This window comes from Phyllobacterium endophyticum, assembly GCF_003010935.1.
GTDB lineage: Bacteria > Pseudomonadota > Alphaproteobacteria > Rhizobiales > Rhizobiaceae > Phyllobacterium > Phyllobacterium endophyticum.
Window position 1 is genome coordinate 297,922 of sequence record NZ_PGGN01000002.1, and the last position, 21,952, is coordinate 319,873.

The following is a 21,952-nucleotide window of genomic DNA, read 5'->3' on the forward strand; positions in this document are numbered from 1 at the left end:
ATCGCGGAGCCTTTTTCATTTGCGCATCATTAATCGGCTGATAGCTTGACCTTTTCATCACAAAACCAGCACACCACGGGCGGCACTTGCTCGATATGATATCGTAACCCGGCGCGTGGCAATAGAACTGATGAATGGGTGCAGCTATGCATTTCCCTTTCATTTAGCGCAGGATTTACAGAATGCGAGTGATGCGGACCTCGCCGACATCCGAGTAGATGGAGCCCGCCTTAACCTGCAATGGCCAAAGCTGGACGTTGATCTCTTAGTGCCTGCACTTGTGGCTGGCATGTTCGGGACACGTGCCTGGATGACCCGGGAACTTGCTCGCGTAGCAGGGAGGGCCGTTTCACCCGCCAAGTCGGCTGCAGCCAGGACGAATGGCGCAAAAGGCGGTCGTCCGCGGAAAATCGCGAATGGCTGATCCTGGTATTCTCAAGTTTCAAGCGAAGCCTGTGCCATCGGCGTTAATTTGCAGTAGACTTGGCACATGAGCGAATCAAAAGCATGGATTGCCGGAACGACCGGTCTGAAACTCACCCCCGACGAAATCGCGTTCTTTCGCGATGAGCGGCCGTGGGGTTTTATTCTTTTTGCCCGCAACGTCAGCGAGCCGGCACAGATCGAGGATCTCTGCGCGCACCTGCGTGACTTGGTGGAGCGCGACGACGCACTGGTGCTGATCGACCAGGAAGGCGGACGCGTGCAGCGGCTGCGGCCACCACTTGTGCCGGATTATCCATCCGGGTCGCAACTCGGTGCGCTGTACCGGGAGAACGAGGAACTGGGTCTGCGTTCGGCATGGGTCCTGTCGCGTCTGCACGCATTCGATCTTCTCAAGCTCGGCATCAATGTCGATTGTCTGCCTGTGCTCGACGTTCCGGTCGAAGGCGCCAATGACGTGATCGGTACGCGCGCCTATGGCAAGCATCCGGAGATCGTGACGGCAATGGGTCGTGCTGCCGCGGACGGACTGCTTGCGGGGGGAATGTTGCCGGTGATCAAGCATATCCCTGGCCATGGGCGCGCCTTTGCCGACACGCATCATGAACTGCCCACGGTCACGACGCCGCTCGACGAGCTGGCCGAGCATGATTTTGCGCCCTTCCGCGCATTGGCGGACCTGCCGATGGCGATGAGCGCGCATGTGATTTTTTCGGCAGTCGATCCAAAGAACCCGGCGACGACGTCGGGAAAGGTGGTCGAGGAGATCATCCGGGACTATATAGGGTTCGACGGGCTTTTGATGAGCGACGACGTCTCCATGAACGCACTTTCTGGGGATTATTTCGACCGGACCAAAGCAATCTTTGCGGCCGGACTTGATATCGTGCTTCATTGCCACGGCATCATGGATCAGATGAAGGCTGTTGCCGCTTGCACGCCCGAGCTCGAGGACAAGGCTTTCGAGCGGGCGCAGCGGGCAATCGCCTATCGAAAAGAACCGGATGCTTCCAACGAGGAAGAACTTCGGGAAGAGTTCCAGCGTATTTTCGAGGCGGTGGCATAGAGGCGAGAAAGTCTTGGCAGCAAGCGAGCAAAAGATAAACGGCACCGGTACGGCACCCATGGAGGCGCTGTGGGAAAGTCAGGTCGATCGCGCTGCCAGCGAGCCCTCGCTTGTGATCGATATCAAGGGGTTCGAAGGTCCGCTTGATCTTTTGCTTCATCTGGCGCGCAACCAGCGGGTTGATCTTGCCCGTATTTCCGTACTCGCGCTGGTTGAGCAATACCTGATCTTCATAAGGCAGGCGCAGGCATTGCGGCTTGAGCTTGCCGCCGACTATCTGGTCATGGCCGCGTGGCTTACATATCTGAAGTCCAAGCTTCTGATCCCCAAGTCGCCCGGCGATGATGGCGAAAGCGGCGAGGAACTGGCGGCAACGCTGCAGTTCCGGCTGAAGAGGCTGGAGGCTATGCGGGACGCGGCGACGAAGCTCATCAACCGCAACCGGCTCGGCCGCGATGTTTTCGCGCGCGGCATGCCCGAGGCGGTTATCGTCGATCAGACCAACGCCTATGCGGCGACGCTCTACGAGCTTTTGACGGCTTACGCCGCCCAACGGCAGAAACGGGCCACATCGCATGTGCAGATTGCGCGCCGCACTGTCTGGTCGCTGAAAAACGCACGCTCGATCCTGATGCGGCTCGTGGGTGAGATGAAGGACTGGACGGCGCTGGATCATTACCTGCTCGAATTCATAATCTCGCCGGCAGAGCGTGCGACCGCCATGGCGAGCTCCTTTGCTGCCAGCCTGGAAATGGTGCGCGAAGGACATCTGGAAATACGCCAGGCCGGTGCATTCAACCCGATTTATCTGCGCAACAGGCTGGACAAGCAGACCGAGCCGCTGAAGGACGTGGCCAATGGCTGACAGTATACGCGATCACATCGATGATGATGACAAGCTGGAACTGCCTGCCGGCAACTGGAACTCACCGACTTCACTATCGGAAGCGTTGCGCATGGCCGAGGCCATATTGTTCGCATCGGCGGAGCCGGTGACGGAAAAGGCCCTGCGGGAGCGCCTGCCTTCAGGTGTCGACGTGACGCGGCTGCTCGGTGAATTGCAGGAAATCTATTCCAAGCGCGGCATCAACCTGCGACAGGTCGGGGGAGCATGGGCATTTCGCACTGCGGCCGATCTTGCCTTCCTGATGAACCGGGAGGCCGTGCAGCAGAAAAAACTGTCGCGTGCTGCCCTCGAAGTCCTGGCGATCATTGCCTACCACCAGCCGGTGACACGCGCCGAACTTGAAGACATTCGCGGCGTCGAAACATCCAAGGGCACGCTCGATGTGCTGATGGAGACCGGGTGGATCAAGTTTCGCGGCCGCCGCCGCACGCCCGGCCGCCCTATCACCTATGGCACCACGGCATCGTTCCTCGATCATTTCGGCCTGCAGGAAGTGCGCGATTTGCCTGGAGTCGATGAATTGCGCGGGGCAGGCTTGCTGTCAACGCGTATGCCGACGAATTTCGCCATCCCGATCCCTGTCAACGATCCGGATGAACTGACCGAAGATGAAGATCCTCTGACGGACATCGATCTCGAGGAACTCGGTCTTTTGACACCCCGCGTCGAACATGATTGAGACAAGCTTTTTGGCTACAAGTAAGCGCATCGCATAAAAATCGTGATCCCGATTTCAATTCGGACTTGCGCAGCGTTTACATGAATGTGAAAGAGCAGATGAGACTTGTGTTTGAAAAGCACGGGGATAAGACATAGATCAGCCCGAACGGTTGGGCGAATGTGAGGATCAAATGGGTAGTTTTTCAATCTGGCACTGGCTTATCGTGCTTGCGGTCGTGCTTCTTCTTTTCGGCCGTGGCAAAATCCCGGAATTGATGGGTGATGTTGCGAAGGGTATCAAGAATTTCAAGAGCGGTATGAGCGACGAAAATGCCGACACTGCCGACAGCTCAAAGACGATTGACAACCAGACAAGCCAGCCGGTGAATTCAGCCAAGGAAAAGACCACAAAGTCTTGAGAGCCGTGAAACGGGCTCCAAGTTCGACAATCGCCTCGCCCTACGGGCGGCTATGCTGTCGCGTGACGGCTGGAGCATGATGAATGTTTGAAATTGGCTGGTCGGAAATCCTGGTGATCGTGATTGTCATGATCGTCGTGGTTGGACCCAAGGATTTGCCGAAGATGTTGCGCGCCTTCGGCAAGGCGACTTCGAAGTTTCGGGCAACTGCCGGCGAGTTCCGCAAGCAGTTCGACGAGGCGTTGAAAGAGGCCGAGCTCGACGATGTTCGCGACATCGTCAATGAGGCGAAGAGCCTTGATCCGCGCAGCGATATCCGCAAGGTCTTCGATCCCGTACGTACGATCGGCGAGGAGATCCGCTCCAGCTTGAAGGATGCGACGGTAACAGGCAAAGACAATGTCGCCGTGCCGGATCCAGCCGCACCGGATGCTACACAGTTGCAACCCCAGGTGATGGAGCCGCTGGCGGCTCCAGACGTTGCAAAGAAGCCAGCGAGGGTGAAGTCCAAGACAGCCGGCCAGACATCCGGAGCAGCAGCGACAGTATCTGCTCCTGTCAAAAAGCCGGAGCCGGCGAAGGCCCCTAAAGCGGGGGCGAAGCCGAAGAATGGTCCGGCTGCGGACATTGCAAGCAGTGCAACAGCCAGGACGGCTACAAAAAGAACAGCGAAGCCAAAGGCCGAAGCTCGCGATGCGGGGACAAAAAGTTGAGCAGCGCTGACGACGAAATCGATAAAAGCTCGGCCCCGTTGATGGAGCATCTGATCGAGCTGCGCCGCCGCCTGATCTGGGCGCTGCTGGCGTTCTTCATCGCATTCCTCGGATGCTTCCATTTTGGCAAGCAATTGTTCAATCTGCTCGTGATCCCCTATCAATGGGCCGTCATGTGGGCGGGGTTCGACCCAGACAAGGCACAACTCATCTACACTGCTCCGCAGGAGTTTTTCTTCACGCAGGTGAAGATCGCCATGTTCGGCGGTATCGTTATTGCCTTTCCGGTCATTGCATCCCAAATCTACAAGTTCGTCGCGCCGGGTCTTTATCGCAACGAGCGCATGGCGTTCCTGCCATTCCTCATTGCCTCCCCGATCCTGTTTCTGATGGGCGGTGCACTTGTCTATTTCTTCTTCACGCCAATGGTCATGTGGTTTTTCCTTGCCATGCAGCAGACCGGCGGAGCAGGGGAAGTGCAGATCTCGCTGCTGCCCAAGGTTTCCGAATATCTCAGCCTGATCATGACGCTGATCTTCGCCTTCGGTCTCGTGTTTCAGCTGCCGGTCGTGACGACGTTGCTCGCCCGCGTCGGTCTTGTGGGCTATGAGGGACTGAGGTCGAAGCGCAAATATGCCATCATCATTGCGTTCGTCGTAGCTGCCATTATCACGCCTCCTGATCCGATCAGCCAGATCGGTCTTGCACTCCCGACGATCCTTCTCTACGAGGTTTCGATCTGGATGGCGCGCCTGATCGAGAAGAAGCGGGCTGTAAGCGAGGCTGAAGCAAAATCAGACTCCAGCGAAGTCTCGTCCTGACGATATCCAGGTGAAGAAAGAGTTTGCATAACCATTGTGCGTGGTTCGACAAGCTCACCATGAGGGATGTGGATGGATGGCAGGGAGATGCGAGCTGCAAGGTAGCCATTCAGCCTTGCAAACCATCTCCTCCCTCATGGTGAGCTTGTCGAACCACGCACCGTAGAAACAGAACCCGGTACTTAACTCCAATACGGCTTTACTCCCATGCTCGACATCAAATGGATCCGAGAGAATCCGCAAGCGCTTGACGCGGCTTTGGCCAAGCGGGGCGCCGAGCCGGCGTCTGCGCGGCTGATCGAACTCGACGAAAAGCGCCGTCGGCACATTGCCACGTTGCAGGAAGCACAGGAACGCCGCAACGCCGCTTCGAAAGAAATCGGCAAGGCAATGGGTGCCAAGGACCATGCAACCGCCGACCGCCTGAAAGCCGAAGTTGCGGAGATCAAGCTGTTCCTGACATCGGCTGAAGAGGAAGAGCGCCAGCTCGACCGCGCGCTGAGCGATGCTTTGTCGGTGCTGCCAAATATACCACTTGCTGACGTTCCCGTTGGTGAGGATGAAAGCGGCAATGTCGAAGCGCGCCGTATCGGAGACCTCAAGAATTTCGCCTTTGAGCCGAAAGAGCATTTCGAGATCGGGGAAAAGCTGGGCTACATGGATTTCGAACGGGCTGCCAAGCTTTCGGGGAGCCGCTTTACGGTCCTGAAGAGCCAGTTGGCTCGGCTGGAGCGCGCGCTCGGGCAGTTCATGCTCGACCTGCACACGACCGAACATGGATATACCGAGGTCAATCCACCGCTGCTGGTCAATGACGAAGTGCTCTATGGCACGGGCCAATTGCCGAAGTTTACCGAAGACCTGTTTCAGACCACTGACGGCCGGTACCTCATTCCGACAGCCGAAGTTCCTCTGACCAATCTGGTGCGCGAAGAGATACTCGATATTCGCGATCTACCGATCCGCATGACTGCCCTGACCGCGTGCTTTCGCTCGGAGGCGGGGTCGGCCGGACGCGACACGCGCGGCATGCTGCGCCAGCACCAGTTCATGAAGGTTGAACTTGTATCGATCACCGACGCAGAGCATTCCATCGAGGAACATGAGCGGATGACGTCGTGTGCCGAGGAAGTTTTGAAGCGGCTTGACCTGTCGTTCCGAACAATGACGCTGTGCACCGGCGATATGGGCTTTGGCGCGCAGAAAACGTATGATCTCGAAGTCTGGCTGCCGGGGCAGAAGGCTTATCGCGAGATCTCCAGTTGCTCTGTTTGCGGTGATTTCCAGGCTCGCCGCATGAACGCGCGTTACCGTCCGGAGGGCGAAAAGTCCACGCGCTTCGTTCATACGTTGAACGGCTCAGGTACTGCCGTGGGCCGTGCGCTGATCGCCGTGGTCGAAAATTATCAGAATGAGGACGGCAGCGTAACAGTTCCTGAAGCTCTTGTGCCCTATATGGGTGGACTGAAACGGATCGAAAAAGCGACTTAAAAGGCCTCGGCAATGCGCATTCTCCTGACCAACGATGATGGTATTCATGCAGAAGGTCTGAGCGTGCTTGAACGCATTGCACGCCAGCTTTCAGACGATATCTGGGTGGTTGCGCCCGAGACCGACCAGAGCGGTCTTGCGCATTCGCTGACGCTCTCCAATCCGCTGCGCCTGCGCAAGATCGATGACCGGCACTATGCCGTGCGCGGCACGCCAACGGATTGTGTCATCATGGGGGTCAAGCATCTGATGCCGGAAGCGCCGGACCTGATCCTGTCCGGCGTCAATTCGGGGTCGAACATGGCTGACGACGTCACCTATTCAGGGACTGTCGCCGGAGCCATCGAAGGTACGCTGCTCGGCATCAAGTCCATTGCCTTGTCGCAGGAATACAATCTCGATGGCAGCGCACGCGTGCTGCCATGGGAGGTGGTGGAGGAGCGGGCGCCCGCAATCCTCAAAAAGGTACTTGCTGTGGATCTCGCAAAGAGTGTTCTCATCAACATCAATTTTCCAAGTTGCAGCGCTGCGGAAATTGCCGGAACCCGGGTCACGGCGCAGGGCAAGCTTTCCCATGGTCTGACCATCGAAGAGCGTCATGACGGGCGCGGCTTGCCCTATTACTGGCTGCGCTATGGCCGGGGCAAGGATGTGCCGGCGGAGAACAGCGACGTGGCGGCACTCGCCCGTAACTTCATCTCCATCACGCCGCTGCAGCTCGACCTGACAGCACATGACACGCTTGCAAGCCTGGCGAGTGCAATTGCATGAAGGTTGCCATGTCTGATCGTGAGGGTTTTGCGGCTTTCGTACTGCGCATGCGAGCGTTGGGCTTGTCGGATCAGCGGATCGTCAGCGCCTTCGAGGCAACACCACGTACTGCCTTTGTCAACGGCAATCTCGGCAATCTGGCCTATGGCGTCGGAACGCTGCCGATCGAATGCGGTGAGTTCATGGAGGCGCTCGATCTGCAGGCGCAACTCATCAACTCGCTTGATCTCGAGCCCGCGCACCGGGTGCTGGAGATTGGCACCGGCTCCGGCTTTACAGCAGCAGTGATGGCGCGGCTTGCGGGCCGCGTGCTTTCGCTCGAGCGGTATCGCACGCTGGTCGAACTGGCGCAGCAGCGGCTCCAAGCGCTGAAGATCGAGAATACATTCGTCAAGCATGCGGATGGCCGGCATGGTCTTGTCCATGACGGTCCGTTCGATCGCATCATCGTATGGGGCGCTTTCGAAACCATGCCGCGACAGTTCGTCGATCTCCTGTCGTCGAACGGCGTGATGATTGCACCCATCGGTCCGCTCGACGGCAGGCAGGTGATGGCGCGCCTCTCGAAGATCGGCAGCCGCTTCGAGCGCCACGATCTGATGCCTGTGCGGCTGCTGCCCCTGATGGAAGGCGTTGCGGCAGCGCTTTAAGGGTGATGCATCGTGACGATATGGCGGGGTCATGCAAAGCGCTGACCCTTTACGAGTTTGGTGAATTTTTTACAAATTTTATTCGCTCTTTAACGGTCGAGTAACATTAACGCGATCTAATGAGTCCCACAATTCTTGTATTGAGTACGGGCGGGATATGCGATGCGTTTGAGTGTACTAGACAAAGCGTCACGGCGGCTGGCTCTGAATGCCGCCATTCTCATGGTTGCCGGTGCTGCGGCGGGTTGCAGCTCGGGGGTACAGCGCTTTACCAGCGCCGATTTCAGTTCCGGATACAGCGATAATCAACGATCAGTCATGCAAGCGTCGAACAACACTCCACAACCATACACACCACCTGTCGATTCAACGCAGACTGCTTCGGTCGGCCGCAGCGGCGGCGTCCAGCGCAGCAGCCTTCCTCCGGTCGGCGCCGCAAGCGCTTCGACGCTGCCTCCTGTCTCATCGCAGCCAACACGTCCGGCTCTTGCGCCCGTTGCCAGCGCAGCTCCTCTACGCCAGCGGCAGGTCGCATCCGCAGAACCGATGCAGGCTGCGCCGCTGGGATCAGGAACACTGAAAACCCCGGATGGGCGTGAAGCGAAGATGCCTGTGAAGCCATCATCGGCGACCCAACCCTCAAACAATGTTGCTGTATTGCAGACGCCGACGGCGAACAAGCAGGCAACGGCCACTGCCAAAGCAACGAGCCAAGGTACCTACACGGTCCAGAGTGGCGATACGCTGCATGCCATATCGCGGAAGACCGGCAGCAATGTCGAGGCGATCAAGCAGGCCAACAGCATGAAGGACGGTACTGTCCGCGTCGGGCAGTCGCTCATCATTCCGCCATCGAACTCGGCGCTTGCGCAGAATGTCGCCAATACCATGAAGCCGAAGACCGGTGCAGTCGATCAGGTCAAGACAGCCTCGACACCTCCTGCAGAACAACCGAAGGCCGTTGCAAGTGCGGCAACGCAGGCAGCGGCGGCACCCGAGGCAAATAACTCGGCCAAGCCTTACACACCGCCTCAGGCCAGCGAGAAGGTGATCGAGAACGCCGACAAGGACAAGGATGTAGCAGCAGCACCTTCAGCCACCGGAGTGACGGGAATGCGCTGGCCGGTACGCGGCCGTGTCGTTGCCAATTATGGCAAGGGCAGCGACGGGATCAACATCTCCGTGCCCGAAGGGACGCCGATCAAGGCAGCTGAAAACGGCGTTGTCATCTATTCCGGCGATGGCTTGAAGGAATTCGGCAACACGGTGCTGGTACGCCATGACAACGGCCTTGTGACCGTCTATGGCAATGCCAGCAAGCTGGACGTGCAGCGTGGCCAGAAGGTCAAGCGGGGCGAACAGCTTGGGGTATCGGGCATGACCGGCAATGCGACGACGCCAATGCTTCACTTCGAGGTTCGCAAGAACTCGACGCCGGTAGATCCAACGAAATATCTCGAATCCTAATGGATCCCTTATCTCCCCTTGGGGAGAAAGCGATTTCAGCAACTTGAACTCTTTGCTGAACCTTTCTCTCTCACAGGGAGAGATAAACGGTACCGATTAAAGTTTCTTGCCGAGACGTCCGGCAAGATCCTGGGTAAACTGCCATGCGACACGACCGGAACGCGCGCCGCGCGTCGTGGACCACTCCAGCGCCTGTGCATGCAGCTGTTGCTTCTCCATCGGCAGATCGAAATGGGCCGCATAGCCGTCGATCATCGACAGGTAATCGTCCTGGCTGCATTTATGAAAGCCGAGCCAAAGACCGAAGCGGTCTGATAGCGAAACTTTTTCCTCAACCGCTTCAGAAGGGTTGATGGCGGTTGACCGCTCATTTTCAATCATGTCGCGTGGCAATAGGTGACGGCGGTTGGACGTGGCGTAGAAGATCACATTGTCGGGCCGGCCCTCGACACCCCCTTCCAATGCCGCCTTCAGCGATTTGTATGAGGTGTCGTCATGATCGAAGGAGAGGTCATCGCAAAACAGGATGAAACGGTGGTTCGTGTCCTTGATGGCATTCATCAATGCTGGAAGGCTGTCGATGTCCTCGCGGTGGATTTCGACGAGTTTCAGCGGGTGGTCTCCGGTGGGGGCGGCGACGTTGACCGAAGCATGCACTGCCTTGACCAACGACGACTTGCCCATGCCCCGCGCACCCCACAAGAGCACGTTGTTTGCCTGCAGCCCATCGGCAAAACGTTTTGTATTATCGAAGAGAATATCGCGCACATTATCGACGCCGCGGATAAGGGAAATGTCCACGCGATTGACTTTGCGGACAGGGTCGAAGGCGAATTTGTCGGGATTCCATACGAAGCAATCCGCCCCATCGAGGTCAATGGGTTGGGGCTCCGGCGGGGCCATACGCTCCAGCACGGCGATCAGCCGGTCAAGTTTATCTGTCAGCAATTCATCGGACATTCTCGTCATGCCTTTGTTATCATGCATATGGTCAGGTGGTGCCCATTCACCGGCCGCTTTGACGAAGTCTCGTAGCGGCTTCGGCATACGTCCCGCCTCAAGCAATTTTCTCCGGCAGAACGGGCGTGGACAGGCAAAACCTGCTCTATCATGTTGAAGATAATTCGAAAAGCAGGACACGCAGTTTTGTACGGTTGCTTTTGACAACCCAAACATTGTATTGCGCAGGCTCAAAGTCTTTCAAAACTGATTTCTCTGGAGGTTGTCTCAATGTTCGTAACTCCCGCATATGCACAGGCAACGGGTGTCGGTGGCGCACCGGAAATGCTCATGAGCATCCTGCCTTTCATCCTGATCTTCGTTATCATGTACTTCCTGATCATTCGTCCGCAGCGGACCGCCGCAAAGAAGCGGGAAGAACAGCTGAAGAATATTCGCCGCGGCGATACAATCATCACCGGCGGCGGTTTCATTGCCAAGGTTACAAAGGTCTACGAAGACACCGGCGAGCTGGATGTCGAAATCGGCGATGGCGTCAAGGCCCGCGTCCTGCGGGGCATGGTGGCTGACGTCCGGGTCAAGGGCGAGCCGGTTGCCGACAACAAGAAATAAGGCATAGTGACGGGGCGGCCATCGAGCCGCCCCTTTGATTCTAGTACTTGTTTCGTCGCAATTCCGGATGGAAAACCGGTTCCTATTTCGAGAATTGCTCCAAGCTCAAGGTTGCGACTGCATGCTTTATTTTAGCCGCTGGAAGACCGTACTCATCTGGGCTGTTGTTCTGGCAGGCGTCATTTTGGCGCTGCCAAATCTCTTTACGCAAGACCAACTGGTGAAACTGCCGGACTGGCTGCCGAAGAAGCAACTGGCACTGGGTCTCGACCTCGAGGGCGGATCGCGGCTGCGTCTGCAGGTCGACAAGGACCACCTGCCGGATACGGACGCGACGATTGCAATACTCACGCGACGTCTCAGCGAGCTCGGCTATACCAATCGGATCGTGGACGGACAGCGGAACGGCCGGGTACTGGTCGAGGTGCCGGGTCTATACGATTCGCAATTGCTGAAGGACATCCTGAGTCTTACCGGCGAACTGCATTTCCAGATGGTCGACGACTCCGTTCCGGTGCAACAGGCAATCGATGGAACACCGCCTGAAGGCGACGAAATTGTCTATTCCTTTGACGATCCGCCGGTCCCCTATCTGGTCAAGAAGGAACCGCTCGTTTCAAACAAGAATTTCGTTGATGCCCAGGCAGGCATCGATACGGCGACCCAGGAGCCCGTGATCACCTTTAGACTGGACAGCATCGGTGCTGACAGGTTTTCAAAGGCAACGAAGGCCAATGTCGGAAAATCCTTCGCGATAGTCCTCGACAACCAGGTTCTGTCGGCACCGGTGATCAGCGAAGAAATCCCCGGGAATACGGGTCAGATCTCCGGTAATTTCGATCTCTCGGGCGCCAGCAACCTCGCGCTCGTGATGCGCGCAGGCGCACTGCCAGCCAGTGTTACCGTCCTTGAAGAGAGGACGATCGGCACCGACCTAGGGGCCGCGTCAGTGGCTTCCGGCAAGATCGCAGCGCTTATTGGCGCGGCACTTGTCATCGCTTTCATGCTCTTGACCTACGGACTTCTCGGCGTCATTGCCAACATCGCACTCGTCGTCAATGTGATCCTCATCCTTGCCGTGCTGACGCTTTTCGGAGCGCCCCTGACGCTCGCAGGTGTCGCCGGTATCGTGTTGACAATCGGCATGGCCGTCGATTCCAACGTGTTGATCTATGAACGTATTCGCGAGGACAGGCGCGCCGGCTTCTCCGTCACGCAGGCCATCGACTCCGGGTTCTCACGGGCGCTCGCAACGATCGTCGACGCCAACGTGACCACACTGATCGCCGCGCTCGTGCTCTTCACACTGGGCTCCGGGCCGGTACATGGTTTCGCGCTCACCGTGACTATCGGCATTGTCACGACATTGTTCACGACGTTCACCCTGACGCGCTGGCTCGTGTCGATCTGGGTGCAGCGGGCGCGGCCCAAGGAAGTGCCCGGTGCGCTTCTCAAGCTCGTTCCAGACGACACCAGAATCCCGTTCATGAAGCTGCGCTTCCTCACGCTTGGCTTTTCGGCACTGTCGAGCATCGCAGCAATTGTCCTGTTTGCGATCATAGGCATGAATTTCGGCATCGATTTCAAGGGCGGCACAATGGTCGAGATTCAATCGCACGAAGGCGCGATCGACCTCGACGATGTCTATAGCCGGCTCGAAGACTTGAATATTGGTGACATCAAGATTGAACCGTTCAAATCGGACAATCGCGCTTTGATCACTGTGGGCAGTCAAGGCGAGGGCGAGGACGCCGAACAGACTGTCGGCGTGAAAATCCGCGGCGAATTGCAGGATGACTTCGATTTCCGTCGCATTGATGTGATCGGCCCCTCCGTATCGAGCGAACTGTCGCAGGCCGGAATGCTCGCTGTCGGGCTCTCCCTGGCGGTGATCTTCGTCTATGTGTGGCTTCGCTTCGAGTGGCATTTCGCGTTAGGCGCAATACTCGCGACGATTCACGACGTGTTGCTGCTGCTCGGTATGTTCATCGTCTTCCGGATGGAATTCAATCTGTGGAGCATTGCGGCACTTCTGGCGATCGTTGGCTATTCGCTCAACGATACGGTGGTCATATACGACCGCGTGCGTGAAAACTTGCGTCGATACGGTAACAGCATGTCGCTGCCGGCTCTCCTGGATGCCTCGATCAACCAGACCCTGTCGCGTACGATCCTGACCTCGGTCGCAACTTTTCTGGCACTGATCGTGCTATACATCTATGGTGGCGACGACGTGAAATCATTTGCGCTGATCCTTGCTGTCGGCATAGTCGTTGCAACCTACTCGTCCATCTTTGTTGCCGGGCCGCTGCTGATGCTGTTCGGCCTCAGGGGCAGGGACGTGACGAACAAAGGACCGTCGGCTGTGTCCGGCCAGAGTGGAGCCTAGTCAATTGGTCAAGGGCATTGAAATTCGGGACGCGCACTTTCCAGGGCGTGCACCCATCGATGCCTATGGCAATGGCGGGTTTCGCTTTGCGGACATGTCGCACCGAGGCTCCATACTATGTCTGCCCTCCGGCATACATGGCTGGGAGCCAAAGGCTCCGCCAATTCTGACCATCGCCGATTTCTCGCTCGTGCTTGAACAAGCCGCTGATATTGAAATCCTGCTGGTGGGGACGGGAATAGACCTGCGCCGGTTGCCTCAGGAGGTGCGAGATGCACTACGCCAACATCGTATATCATCTGATCCGATGAGCACGGGAGCGGCGGTGCGTACTTACAACGTGCTTCTCGCCGAAGATCGCGCGGTGGCTGCTGCGTTGATTGCTGTGGATTAACCCGGTGCATCCCTATATCTCAGCATTATGAATGCCAACGAAACTCACTGCCTGCAATTGCTGCGGAATGCTGATCCTGATCGTTACCTTTCGGTACTATATGCGCCGGAAGAGAAACGCGGCGCCTTGGCTGCGCTTTATGCCTTCAATACGGAGATCGCCCGTATCCGTGATCTGATCCACGACCCTTTGCCGGGCGAAATCCGATTGCAATGGTGGCGCGATCTTATCATCGGGATGGAGCATGGCGAAGCAACGGGCAATCCCGTCGCGGCCGGGCTCATGGATGCGATCAGAACCTACGATCTGCCGCGCGCGGCCTTCGATAATTATTGTGAGGCCCGGATCTTCGACCTCTATAACGATCCAATGCCCAGCCGGAATGATCTGGAAGGTTATTGCGGCGAGACCGCGTCAGCTCTAATCCAGCTTGCCTCGCTGGTCCTCGATGCCGCCAAAGCGCCTGAACATGCCGAAACAGCGGGGCACGCGGGCGTAGCGCAGGCTGTCGCGGGTTTGCTCCGGCTATTGCCCCTGCACAGGCGGCGCGGCCAGATATACATCCCCGCCGATATTCTGGCGGCCGTTGGCTGCAGTGGGACTATATTGCTGGACAACTCCGATCAACCGGCCGTCAAGCGTGCGATGGATGCCATGATCGCGCTCGCCGGGGATCATCTCGCGAAATGCGAAACGGCTATGAAGACGTTGCCGGCGACACTCCGCCCGGCCTATCTGCCAGCTGCGATGACTCCGGTATATCTGAAGAAGCTGAAAGCCAGCGGCTTGAAAGCCGCCACGGACATAGCAGACATCTCGCCGCTTCGCCGCCAATGGGCGATGTTCAGGGCTTCAACGCGCTAATATATTGGGTTTGTGTTCAGTGCGTGGTTCGATAGGCTCACCATGAGGGATGTGGTGCGCTTCAGAACCCAGCGTTGGCGACCATGGCAATTCACCACGCCTTATGGTGAGCCTATCGAACCATGCACAACTATTCCGCAGCCTCGGCGATAGAAGGCAGACCAAGCCATGCACGGAAATCGGCGAGTGCACGCGCACTCATGGCGCGCTTCTTCGCATTCGACTTTTCCTTGCCGCGCAAACGCTTGCCCTCGATCTTTGGCGCCTCGATAGGGGGGAAGAGGCCGTAATTGACATTCATGGGCTGGAAAGAACGCTTGCCGGGCTCTTCGTCCGTGACGAGATGGCCACCGGTGATATGGCCGAGGAGTGCACCGAAGGCCGTTGTCGGCGGCGGCGGCGTATAGGCCTGGCCAAGCCGCTCAGCCGCAGCAAACCGCCCGGCCAGCAAACCGATGGCGGCAGACTCCACATAGCCTTCGCAGCCGGTGATCTGGCCGGCAAAACGCAGGCCCGGACGGGTCTTCAGCTGCAATGTCGGATCAAGCAGGACTGGCGAGTTCAGGTAGGTGTTGCGGTGCAGGCCGCCCAAGCGCGCAAATTCAGCGTTTTCGAGCCCCGGAATCATGCGGAAAATTTCGGTTTGCGCGCCATATTTCAGCTTTGTCTGGAAACCGACCATGTTGTAGAGCGTGCCGAGCGCATTATCCTGGCGCAATTGCACGACCGCATAGGCTTTCACCGCAGGATTGTGCGCATTGGTCAGGCCCATCGGCTTCATCGGTCCGTGGCGCAAGGTTTCCGGACCGCGCTCGGCCATGACCTCGATGGGCAGGCAACCATCAAAATAGGGCGTGCCTTCCCATTGCTTGAACTCCGTCTTGTCGCCCGCGACAAGTGCCTGGATGAATGTCTCATACTGCTCCCGGGTCATGGGGCAATTGATATAGTCCTTGCCATTTCCGCCTGGTCCAACCTTGTCGTAGCGTGACTGAAACCAGCAGACGTCCATATCGATGGAATCGAAATGCACGATCGGCGCGATAGCGTCGAAAAAGGCGAGGGCATCCGCACTGGTTTCCTTGCCGATTGCTTCGGCAAGCGATGGCGCCGTCAGCGGACCGGTGGCGATGATGACCTTGTCCCAATCGGCAGGGGGCAGACCTGTTACTTCCTCGCGCTGGACGGTAATCAGCGGATGAGCTTCGATGCGGGCGGTTACCGCTTGTGCAAAGCCATCGCGATCGACAGCCAGCGCGCTGCCAGCCGGCACCTGATGCGCGTCGGCGGATGCCATGATCAGCGAATTGGCAAGGCGCATTTCGGCATGGAGCACACCGACCGCATTGGTCTCGGCGTCGTCGGAGCGGAATGAATTGGAACAGACGAGTTCGGCAAGATCCTGGGTCTTGTGCGCATCCGTGCCCCGGACCGGGCGCATCTCGTGCAGGATGACAGGAATGCCCGCCTCGGCAAGCTGCCATGAGGCTTCGGAACCGGCGAGACCGCCGCCAACAATGTGAACTGGTTTGTGTGACATGCGCTTCCAATAGTCTTTTTGGTGCCGCGCATCAATGCAAAAGCCGCCGCGGTCTATCAGCAGCGGCGATTGATCATGTGCTCAGGTACTGGCCTTATCGAGTTCCGCCACATCATCATTGTCCAACCTCAGCGCTGCGGCGCGGATCAGGCTTTCAAGCTGTTGGAGCGACGTCGCACTGGCGATCGGCGCTGTGACGCCCCTGCGCTGCATGATCCAGGCGAGTGCCACCTCCGCCTGTTTGGCGTTATGCCTGGCCGATACTGCATCCAGTGCTGCCAGAATACGAAAACCGCGAGGGTTAAGATATTCCTTGATCCCGTCGCCGCGCGGACTTTTGTTCAAATCGGCTTCACTGCGGTATTTACCGGAGAGGAAACCCCTGGCCAAGCTGAAATAGGTGATCACGCCGATGTTCTCGGCAATACAAAGCTCGCGCAGCCGACCGTCGAACTCGCCGCGATCGTAGAGATTATATTGTGGCTGCAGGACATTATAGCGGGGCAGGTCCTTCGTCTCGGAGACGTCGATTGCCGCCCGAAGCTGATCGGCATCGAAATTTGAAGCGCCTATGGACTTGATCTTGCCTTCCCTGAGCAGCTTCTGATAGGCGCCGAGCGTTTCTTCGTAGGGTGTATCCGGGTCGTGCCAGTGCGACAGGTAAAGATCGATGGCGTCGATCTGCAACCGCTTCAGCGAGGCTTCGACCGCTTTGGCGATATAAGCCGCGGATAAATCCTTCTTGCCTTGGCCCATATCGGAGCCGACTTTGGTGATGACAACGACTTTGTCGCGAGCGTTACGGGATTTTATCCACTCGCCAATGATCGTTTCGGATTCTCCTCCCTCGTTGCCGGGTGCCCACCGCGAATAGGCATCCGCCGTGTCGATCGCATTGAAACCGGCATCGGTGAAGCGATCGAGCAGTTCGAAAGAAGTCTTCTTGTCGGCGGTCCAGCCAAAGACATTGCCGCCGAAAACCAGTGGCGCAATATGTATATCCTTGCGGCCGAGACGACGTTTTTCCATGGTCTTGCTCCGGGGAATGATCGCGAGGTGCAAATCTTGTATGCTTGATCATCGACGGTTGCTAGGGTCCTCTCATGATTTTGATCGCACGCTTGCTACCTCTGATTCTTTTCCCTTTAATGTGTGGTGCTGCCGATGCGCAGAATTTTCGCGTGTGCCACGGCTACGGGTGCACGTTTCAGACCCGGGTTGCCCTGAGCGGCGCCGATCGGTCACGCATCGCGTCTATCATGACGAGTGGACGCGCTTCACCTGCCGCTGAACGCGCTGCGGTTCGCCGCGCAGTGCAGGTATTCGAGCGCCGCAATATCCAGGTCATAGGGATTACGGACCGGCCAAAGATGCAATTCGGCAAGAGTCGCGAGAAAGGCCAAATGGATTGTGTGGATGAGTCTACCAATACGGACCAGTTTCTCCGCTATCTGCAAACAACTGGCTTGCTTCGCCATCATAGCGTTGCGCGTCGGGATTCGCGCGGCAGTTTCATCGATGGCCGCTATCCGCACTTCACCGCCGTCCTGAAAGACCGGTCAGGTACATTATGGGCAGTCGATTCCTGGTATGAACCCGGGGGCGGAGCGCCTGACGTAATGCTGCTGACAGAGTGGCACCGCCGGGGCTTTGGCGGCCAGAGGTAGTCCAGATACAACAACACCCACCGCGGGAGGAGGTGCGGTGGGTGTCGTTTTGTAAAGACCGGCTGGGAGGAGGAGGGCCGGCCTTCGATCGCGGGAGCTTTGGGAGGAGGATAAAGCCCGGCGATATTCGTGTTCGATTTAACGTAGCGACGACTTCTTGGCCACGAACGGGATGTCCGAACGGGCAATGCCCAGGTCGCTGAGTTCGCGGGTCGACAGGCGGTTCAGCTCGGAAACCGTGTCACGGTAACGGCGCCAGTTGCTGTAAGAGCGGATAAGGTTCATTTCATTCACCACTTCGATTTGTTTGTTTGATCACTCTTGATCGTTGAGTGGAAGATAGTGGATGACCTCTTGAAGTTGCAGAGCCAAGTTTGCACGACAGCTATGCAAATGGTGCAATGCACCATTAACACGCGTTAATTGTTGCGGTGCACCAATGGCAGAATCAAGGTGACTTTACGCCCTACGGTGCAATTGCGTTTTTGTATTCAGTCGCGTTACCCTCACATCGGCAAGACTCAAGGGAGCATCCGTGGCACTCACCATTGGATTGAGGAAGCATATCGCGCGCTGGCAGCGGGACGGGGTGATCGACGAGATCGTCGCCGAACGGCTTCGCAGAGACTTGGAAAATCATCGTTCCGGATTCGGGCTTGGTGGCATTCTTGCCGTCCTTGGAGCGGTGCTTCTCGGTGCGGCGATCATCTCGCTGGTCGCGGCGAACTGGGAGGCAATGCCCCGGCTGTTGCGCGTTGGCCTTATCATTTCGGTGCTTTGGCTAGGCTATGTTGGAGGGGCGTGGCGGCAAAGTCTGGGCGACGGGCGTTTCGGCCAGGCGCTTTATCTTCTTGCAGCCATCACATTCGGCGCGGGGATAGCATTGATCGGCCAGATGTATCATCTGTCCGGTGATGCATCGGACGCGGCATTGCTTTGGATCGCCGGGACGATGGTCGCCGCATTGTTCCTGCGCTCGCCCGTGCTCGTCTCCGCAAGTACTGTTATCACCGGCTTTTACCTGTTTGTGTCACTTGACGGCAGCGCGAGCGAGGCCGTCAATTATCTCTGGATGGTGCCTGTCCTGTTGTTCATCTGTGGTGGGCTCGTTTGGTACACGAAGGGCAGGGCGGCGCGGCATCTCATTGCGCTGCTGTTGATCACGTACGTGATCGTTGTGCGGATCGATCTCGATGACGCAGCCATATTATGGCTCGCGGCTTTGGCCGGAGGTGCATTGTTCGTGCTGGATGGCGTGCGTCCCGGCCTGTTGGAGCGATTGACCGGCTGGGCGGAAGCCTTGGGAGCTTATGGGTTTTTCATGCTGCTGGTTGCGCTGCTGTTCTTCCAGTTCGATATCGCAACGGGCAGTATCACCGACGACAGCATCCCCAACCAGGTCCTGATCGGGTTTGCGATACTCGGTTTTTCCATCGCCGGTCTCATCCTTTCCGGGCATCGCAATCTTGCCGTGCGCTGGGTCGCCTACAGCGTTTTCTCTATCGAGGTCCTTTACCTGGCATTCGAGACGATCGGCACTATGATCGGCACTGCGAGCTTCTTCCTCAGTGCAGGCGTGATTGTGCTGCTCCTTGCAGCCTTCGTCATCCGCATGGAGCGGAGACTTCAGAGAAGGAATCCGAAAAGGCAGGTAACGGCATGATCTTAAAGATAAACCGTTTACTCTGGCTTGGTGCAGCAGTGGCGCTTTTGCAGTCTGGCGTGCTCTACGCGATGGTCCGGCAGCACGCTTCGATCCTGCGCGATGGCACTGACATTACGCTGTTGAGCGAGCCGGTAGACCCGCATGACATCATGCGAGGCGACTATGTGGTACTTCGCTACGCCATTTCTACGATCGAGGCGGGCAAGATAACCGGGACGCGCCCTGCGAAGGATGGCCCCGCCGATGTTTACGTCACCGTCAGGGAGGGAGACGCCGGCGCTTGGAGATTCGCCGGCGCGTCGTGGCAGAAGCGCGAAGATGTGCCATCCGGCGAAGTCCAATTGCGCGGCCGTACAGAAATGTTTGCGAACGCGGCCGCTGACAGCCAATTGCGCGTTACCTATGGCATCGAGCGTTATTACGTGCCTGAGGGTGAGGGGCGCGTCATTGAAGATCAGCAGCGGGAGCACAGGATAGAAGCCGTGGTTGCCGTGTCGAGTGAGGGTGATGCGCAGATCCGCGCACTCAAGGACAATGGAATTGTGCTTTACGACGAGCCGCTCTACTGAGTTTTCCTAGGCCGAGCGCTCATCCTCAAGATATTCTGCCGGACACCGGCTTTTTCCTTTGACCGGGGAAGAGAGGGTGATATAGGGACCGGCGCTTGGGAGTTATGCTTCCATCTGCGGATATGGCGAAATTGGTAGACGCACCAGATTTAGGTTCTGGCGGGAGACCGTGGGGGTTCGAGTCCCTCTATCCGCACCATCTCACTTTTGCTAAGTATCTGTGTTTGCTGCACAGTTTATGTAATATGCGACGCCTTATTGATTTTATCCCTGTTTATGTGCCACATATTGCGCCACATAATGCGCCACAGTCGCAATCTCAACAGGGCATCTGATTGACCAGGAAACGCGAGAAAAACAGCTACGATCGCTTCCTGCAACAGCGGCTTGGCAATTACTATTACAAGCGCCGCGTGCCGGCGGAAGTTGCCGACGCTGACGATCGCGCACCACATGTCCGCATAGCGCTCAAGACGGATGACGTCACAATCGCGCGGGCCAAGCGGGACGCGCTCGAAATTGCCGACAATGAGTTTTGGGCTTCGCTGCTGAGTGGCAGCAACGCCGCGATCGCGCAAAGGCTATATTCCGCTGCCGTCAAACGGGCGCAGGCCTATGGGTTCTCATACAAGCCCGTAGCTGATCTGGCGCGCGATGCGTCACGTGCTGACATCGTAGATCGCTTTGAGTTGATCAATGAGCGCACGCAACCCGCGGTGGAGACCGCTTTGCTTGGCGGTGTGTCGCGTCCCAATGCCAAGGTTTCCGAAGCCTTCAAGACTTATCTCGAACAGATCGTTCCAGATGAGCACATGGGCAAGAGCGCATTTCAGAAATACCAATGGAAAAAGGTCAAGCAGCGAGCGGTCAACAACTTCGTTGAACTGATCGGCGACAAGGCCATGACTGAGATCACCCGCGATGATGCTCGGGAGCTTTATGATCACTGGATGAAGCGGATAGCGCCGAAGTCCGGACGCGCGACGCACTCCCCATCGTCTGGCAATCGCGACGTGGGCAACATGCGAGTGCTCTACAAGGCTTACTTCGAATATATGGGGGATCACGAGCGAAAGAATCCGTTCGATGGACTGTCCTTTTCGGAGAAGCGGAAAAAAACGCGGCCACCGTTTCCCCTTGAATGGATCACAGACACCATTCTCAAGCCAGGTTCATTGTCCACCATGAACAGCGAGGGGCGCGGCGTTGTGCTTGCGCTGATCGAGACAGGAGCGCGGCCGAGCGAGCTTTGCAACCTGACGCCGGATGCGATCTGTCTTGAGGCGGCAATCCCTCATCTGAAAATCAAGCCGCGTGAAGATCCCGACGACCCACGCGAAGTGAAAACCGATTCATCTATCCGTGAGGTGCCTTTGGTTGGTGTCGCCCTGGAAGTGTTCAAGCAACATCCAAACGGCTTTCCGCGATACAGGAACAAGGAAAATCACATGTCGAAGGCGTTGAACAAATACTTCAACGCCCGCGCGTTGTTTCCGTCGCCGGACCACAAGATTTACTCTTTTCGCCATTCGTTTGAGGATCGCATGAAGGATGCAAATTTGCATGACGACCTGCGCCGGCTGTTGATGGGGCACGCTATCGATCGTCCTACTTATGGTTCGGGGGGATCATTGGAATGGAAGCGTGATGAAATGCTTAAGATCGCGCTTCCGTTCGATGCTTCGATCGTTTGACTCGAGCAGCTGCGGCGGCAACCACATTCTCTACGTCCCGTTGCATATCGAGCTCGTGCTCCAGTCGCTTCCACAATGGAAGATAGATGCTGGCATCCTTAGCCCGCGACATGACGAATGCCAATTTGTCGAGGCATTCCTCCAGTTTCGCGGAGTTGATGACCACGGGTGGTTTCGGGGATCTTGCC

The 21,952-nt window shown here is 57.3% G+C and carries 23 protein-coding genes and 1 tRNA gene; 20 read left to right on the top strand and 4 right to left on the bottom strand.

The annotated features are described in order from the left end of the window. The first annotated feature begins 115 nt into the window (after window positions 1-115). The 11 genes from CU100_RS09320 to CU100_RS09370 all read left to right on the top strand — a co-directional run bounded on the left by CU100_RS09320 (window position 116) and on the right by CU100_RS09370 (window position 9,409). Entirely contained in the window at window positions 116-424 is a 309-nt protein-coding gene (locus CU100_RS09320; protein WP_280951591.1) for a DUF2442 domain-containing protein, read from the top strand. Between the two features lie 66 nt (window positions 425-490). Next, window positions 491-1,510, top strand: coding sequence for a beta-N-acetylhexosaminidase (nagZ, locus tag CU100_RS09325; RefSeq protein ID WP_106716330.1), 1,020 nt, complete (start codon window positions 491-493; stop codon window positions 1,508-1,510). A 13-nt stretch (window positions 1,511-1,523) separates the two neighbouring features. Next, a complete protein-coding gene (locus tag CU100_RS09330) occupies window positions 1,524-2,375 on the top strand; it encodes a segregation and condensation protein A (protein ID WP_407070317.1) in 852 nt (283 codons plus the stop codon). Further along, window positions 2,368-3,096 carry an SMC-Scp complex subunit ScpB gene (scpB, locus tag CU100_RS09335; RefSeq protein ID WP_106716331.1) on the top strand — a complete coding sequence of 243 codons (729 nt, stop codon included), beginning with the start codon at window positions 2,368-2,370 and terminating at the stop codon, window positions 3,094-3,096. The genes CU100_RS09330 and scpB overlap by 8 nt, the downstream gene beginning before the upstream one ends. Before the next feature lie 172 nt (window positions 3,097-3,268). Beyond that, the gene (locus CU100_RS09340) at window positions 3,269-3,496 is read left to right on the top strand and encodes a twin-arginine translocase TatA/TatE family subunit (RefSeq protein ID WP_106716332.1); all 228 of its coding nucleotides are present in this window, start codon (window positions 3,269-3,271) and stop codon (window positions 3,494-3,496) included. An 83-nt stretch (window positions 3,497-3,579) separates the two neighbouring features. Continuing rightward, complete coding sequence (gene tatB / locus CU100_RS09345; RefSeq protein WP_106716333.1) at window positions 3,580-4,209, top strand: Sec-independent protein translocase protein TatB; 630 nt, start codon at window positions 3,580-3,582, stop codon at window positions 4,207-4,209. A gap of 41 nt (window positions 4,210-4,250) precedes the next feature. Further along, entirely contained in the window at window positions 4,251-5,030 is a 780-nt protein-coding gene (gene tatC, locus CU100_RS09350) for a twin-arginine translocase subunit TatC (RefSeq protein WP_407070326.1), read from the top strand. 207 nt (window positions 5,031-5,237) lie between these two features. Further along, window positions 5,238-6,521: a serine--tRNA ligase gene (gene serS, locus CU100_RS09355; protein WP_106716335.1), complete on the top strand. Its 1,284-nt coding sequence runs from the start codon at window positions 5,238-5,240 to the stop codon at window positions 6,519-6,521. Between the two features lie 12 nt (window positions 6,522-6,533). After that, window positions 6,534-7,292 (top strand): 5'/3'-nucleotidase SurE, encoded by a 759-nt coding sequence (gene surE, locus CU100_RS09360; RefSeq protein WP_106716336.1) that lies wholly within the window; start codon window positions 6,534-6,536, stop codon window positions 7,290-7,292. Continuing rightward, complete coding sequence (locus CU100_RS09365; protein WP_106716337.1) at window positions 7,289-7,942, top strand: protein-L-isoaspartate(D-aspartate) O-methyltransferase; 654 nt, start codon at window positions 7,289-7,291, stop codon at window positions 7,940-7,942. Before surE ends, CU100_RS09365 begins: the two co-directional genes overlap by 4 nt. Before the next feature lie 162 nt (window positions 7,943-8,104). Next, window positions 8,105-9,409 carry a peptidoglycan DD-metalloendopeptidase family protein gene (locus CU100_RS09370; protein WP_106716338.1) on the top strand — a complete coding sequence of 435 codons (1,305 nt, stop codon included), beginning with the start codon at window positions 8,105-8,107 and terminating at the stop codon, window positions 9,407-9,409. A gap of 96 nt (window positions 9,410-9,505) precedes the next feature. Here CU100_RS09370 and CU100_RS09375 read toward each other — a convergent pair whose 3' ends face one another. Then, on the bottom strand, window positions 9,506-10,369 hold the full coding sequence (locus CU100_RS09375; protein ID WP_170113825.1) for an ATP-binding protein: 864 nt from the start codon (window positions 10,367-10,369) through the stop codon (window positions 9,506-9,508). A 270-nt stretch (window positions 10,370-10,639) separates the two neighbouring features. Between CU100_RS09375 and yajC the strand changes: the two genes are divergently transcribed. The 4 genes from yajC (at window position 10,640) to CU100_RS09395 (ending at window position 14,628) form a co-directional block, all read left to right on the top strand. Next, window positions 10,640-10,981 carry a preprotein translocase subunit YajC gene (gene yajC / locus CU100_RS09380; RefSeq protein WP_106716339.1) on the top strand — a complete coding sequence of 114 codons (342 nt, stop codon included), beginning with the start codon at window positions 10,640-10,642 and terminating at the stop codon, window positions 10,979-10,981. A 121-nt stretch (window positions 10,982-11,102) separates the two neighbouring features. Next, on the top strand, window positions 11,103-13,370 hold the full coding sequence (secD, locus tag CU100_RS09385) for a protein translocase subunit SecD (protein ID WP_106716340.1): 2,268 nt from the start codon (window positions 11,103-11,105) through the stop codon (window positions 13,368-13,370). Between the two features lie 4 nt (window positions 13,371-13,374). Then, on the top strand, window positions 13,375-13,764 hold the full coding sequence (locus CU100_RS09390; protein ID WP_106716341.1) for an Mth938-like domain-containing protein: 390 nt from the start codon (window positions 13,375-13,377) through the stop codon (window positions 13,762-13,764). A gap of 27 nt (window positions 13,765-13,791) precedes the next feature. Continuing rightward, window positions 13,792-14,628: a phytoene/squalene synthase family protein gene (locus CU100_RS09395; RefSeq protein WP_106716342.1), complete on the top strand. Its 837-nt coding sequence runs from the start codon at window positions 13,792-13,794 to the stop codon at window positions 14,626-14,628. 130 nt (window positions 14,629-14,758) lie between these two features. Here CU100_RS09395 and trmFO read toward each other — a convergent pair whose 3' ends face one another. After that, complete coding sequence (gene trmFO / locus CU100_RS09400) at window positions 14,759-16,168, bottom strand: methylenetetrahydrofolate--tRNA-(uracil(54)-C(5))-methyltransferase (FADH(2)-oxidizing) TrmFO (protein ID WP_106716343.1); 1,410 nt, start codon at window positions 16,166-16,168, stop codon at window positions 14,759-14,761. 81 nt (window positions 16,169-16,249) lie between these two features. Then, window positions 16,250-17,197, bottom strand: a complete 948-nt coding sequence (locus CU100_RS09405; protein ID WP_106716344.1) for an aldo/keto reductase — start codon at window positions 17,195-17,197, stop codon at window positions 16,250-16,252. A 74-nt stretch (window positions 17,198-17,271) separates the two neighbouring features. Between CU100_RS09405 and CU100_RS09410 the strand changes: the two genes are divergently transcribed. Beyond that, on the top strand, window positions 17,272-17,835 hold the full coding sequence (locus CU100_RS09410; protein ID WP_106716345.1) for a hypothetical protein: 564 nt from the start codon (window positions 17,272-17,274) through the stop codon (window positions 17,833-17,835). 138 nt (window positions 17,836-17,973) lie between these two features. On the opposite strand, the gene CU100_RS09415 is transcribed toward CU100_RS09410, so the two are convergent. Continuing rightward, window positions 17,974-18,120, bottom strand: coding sequence for a DUF1127 domain-containing protein (locus tag CU100_RS09415; RefSeq protein WP_106716346.1), 147 nt, complete (start codon window positions 18,118-18,120; stop codon window positions 17,974-17,976). Window positions 18,121-18,370: 250 nt separating this feature from the next. Here CU100_RS09415 and CU100_RS09420 point away from each other — a divergent pair, with 250 nt between their 5' ends. The 4 genes from CU100_RS09420 to CU100_RS09435 all read left to right on the top strand — a co-directional run bounded on the left by CU100_RS09420 (window position 18,371) and on the right by CU100_RS09435 (window position 21,764). Continuing rightward, a complete protein-coding gene (locus CU100_RS09420) occupies window positions 18,371-19,498 on the top strand; it encodes a DUF2157 domain-containing protein (protein ID WP_106716347.1) in 1,128 nt (375 codons plus the stop codon). Beyond that, window positions 19,495-20,070: a GDYXXLXY domain-containing protein gene (locus CU100_RS09425; protein ID WP_106716348.1), complete on the top strand. Its 576-nt coding sequence runs from the start codon at window positions 19,495-19,497 to the stop codon at window positions 20,068-20,070. Before CU100_RS09420 ends, CU100_RS09425 begins: the two co-directional genes overlap by 4 nt. Window positions 20,071-20,186: 116 nt before the next feature. Continuing rightward, window positions 20,187-20,269 (top strand) — tRNA-Leu (locus tag CU100_RS09430). A 136-nt stretch (window positions 20,270-20,405) separates the two neighbouring features. Then, a complete protein-coding gene (locus tag CU100_RS09435) occupies window positions 20,406-21,764 on the top strand; it encodes a DUF6538 domain-containing protein (RefSeq protein ID WP_106716349.1) in 1,359 nt (452 codons plus the stop codon). The last annotated feature ends 188 nt before the right edge of the window (window positions 21,765-21,952 follow it).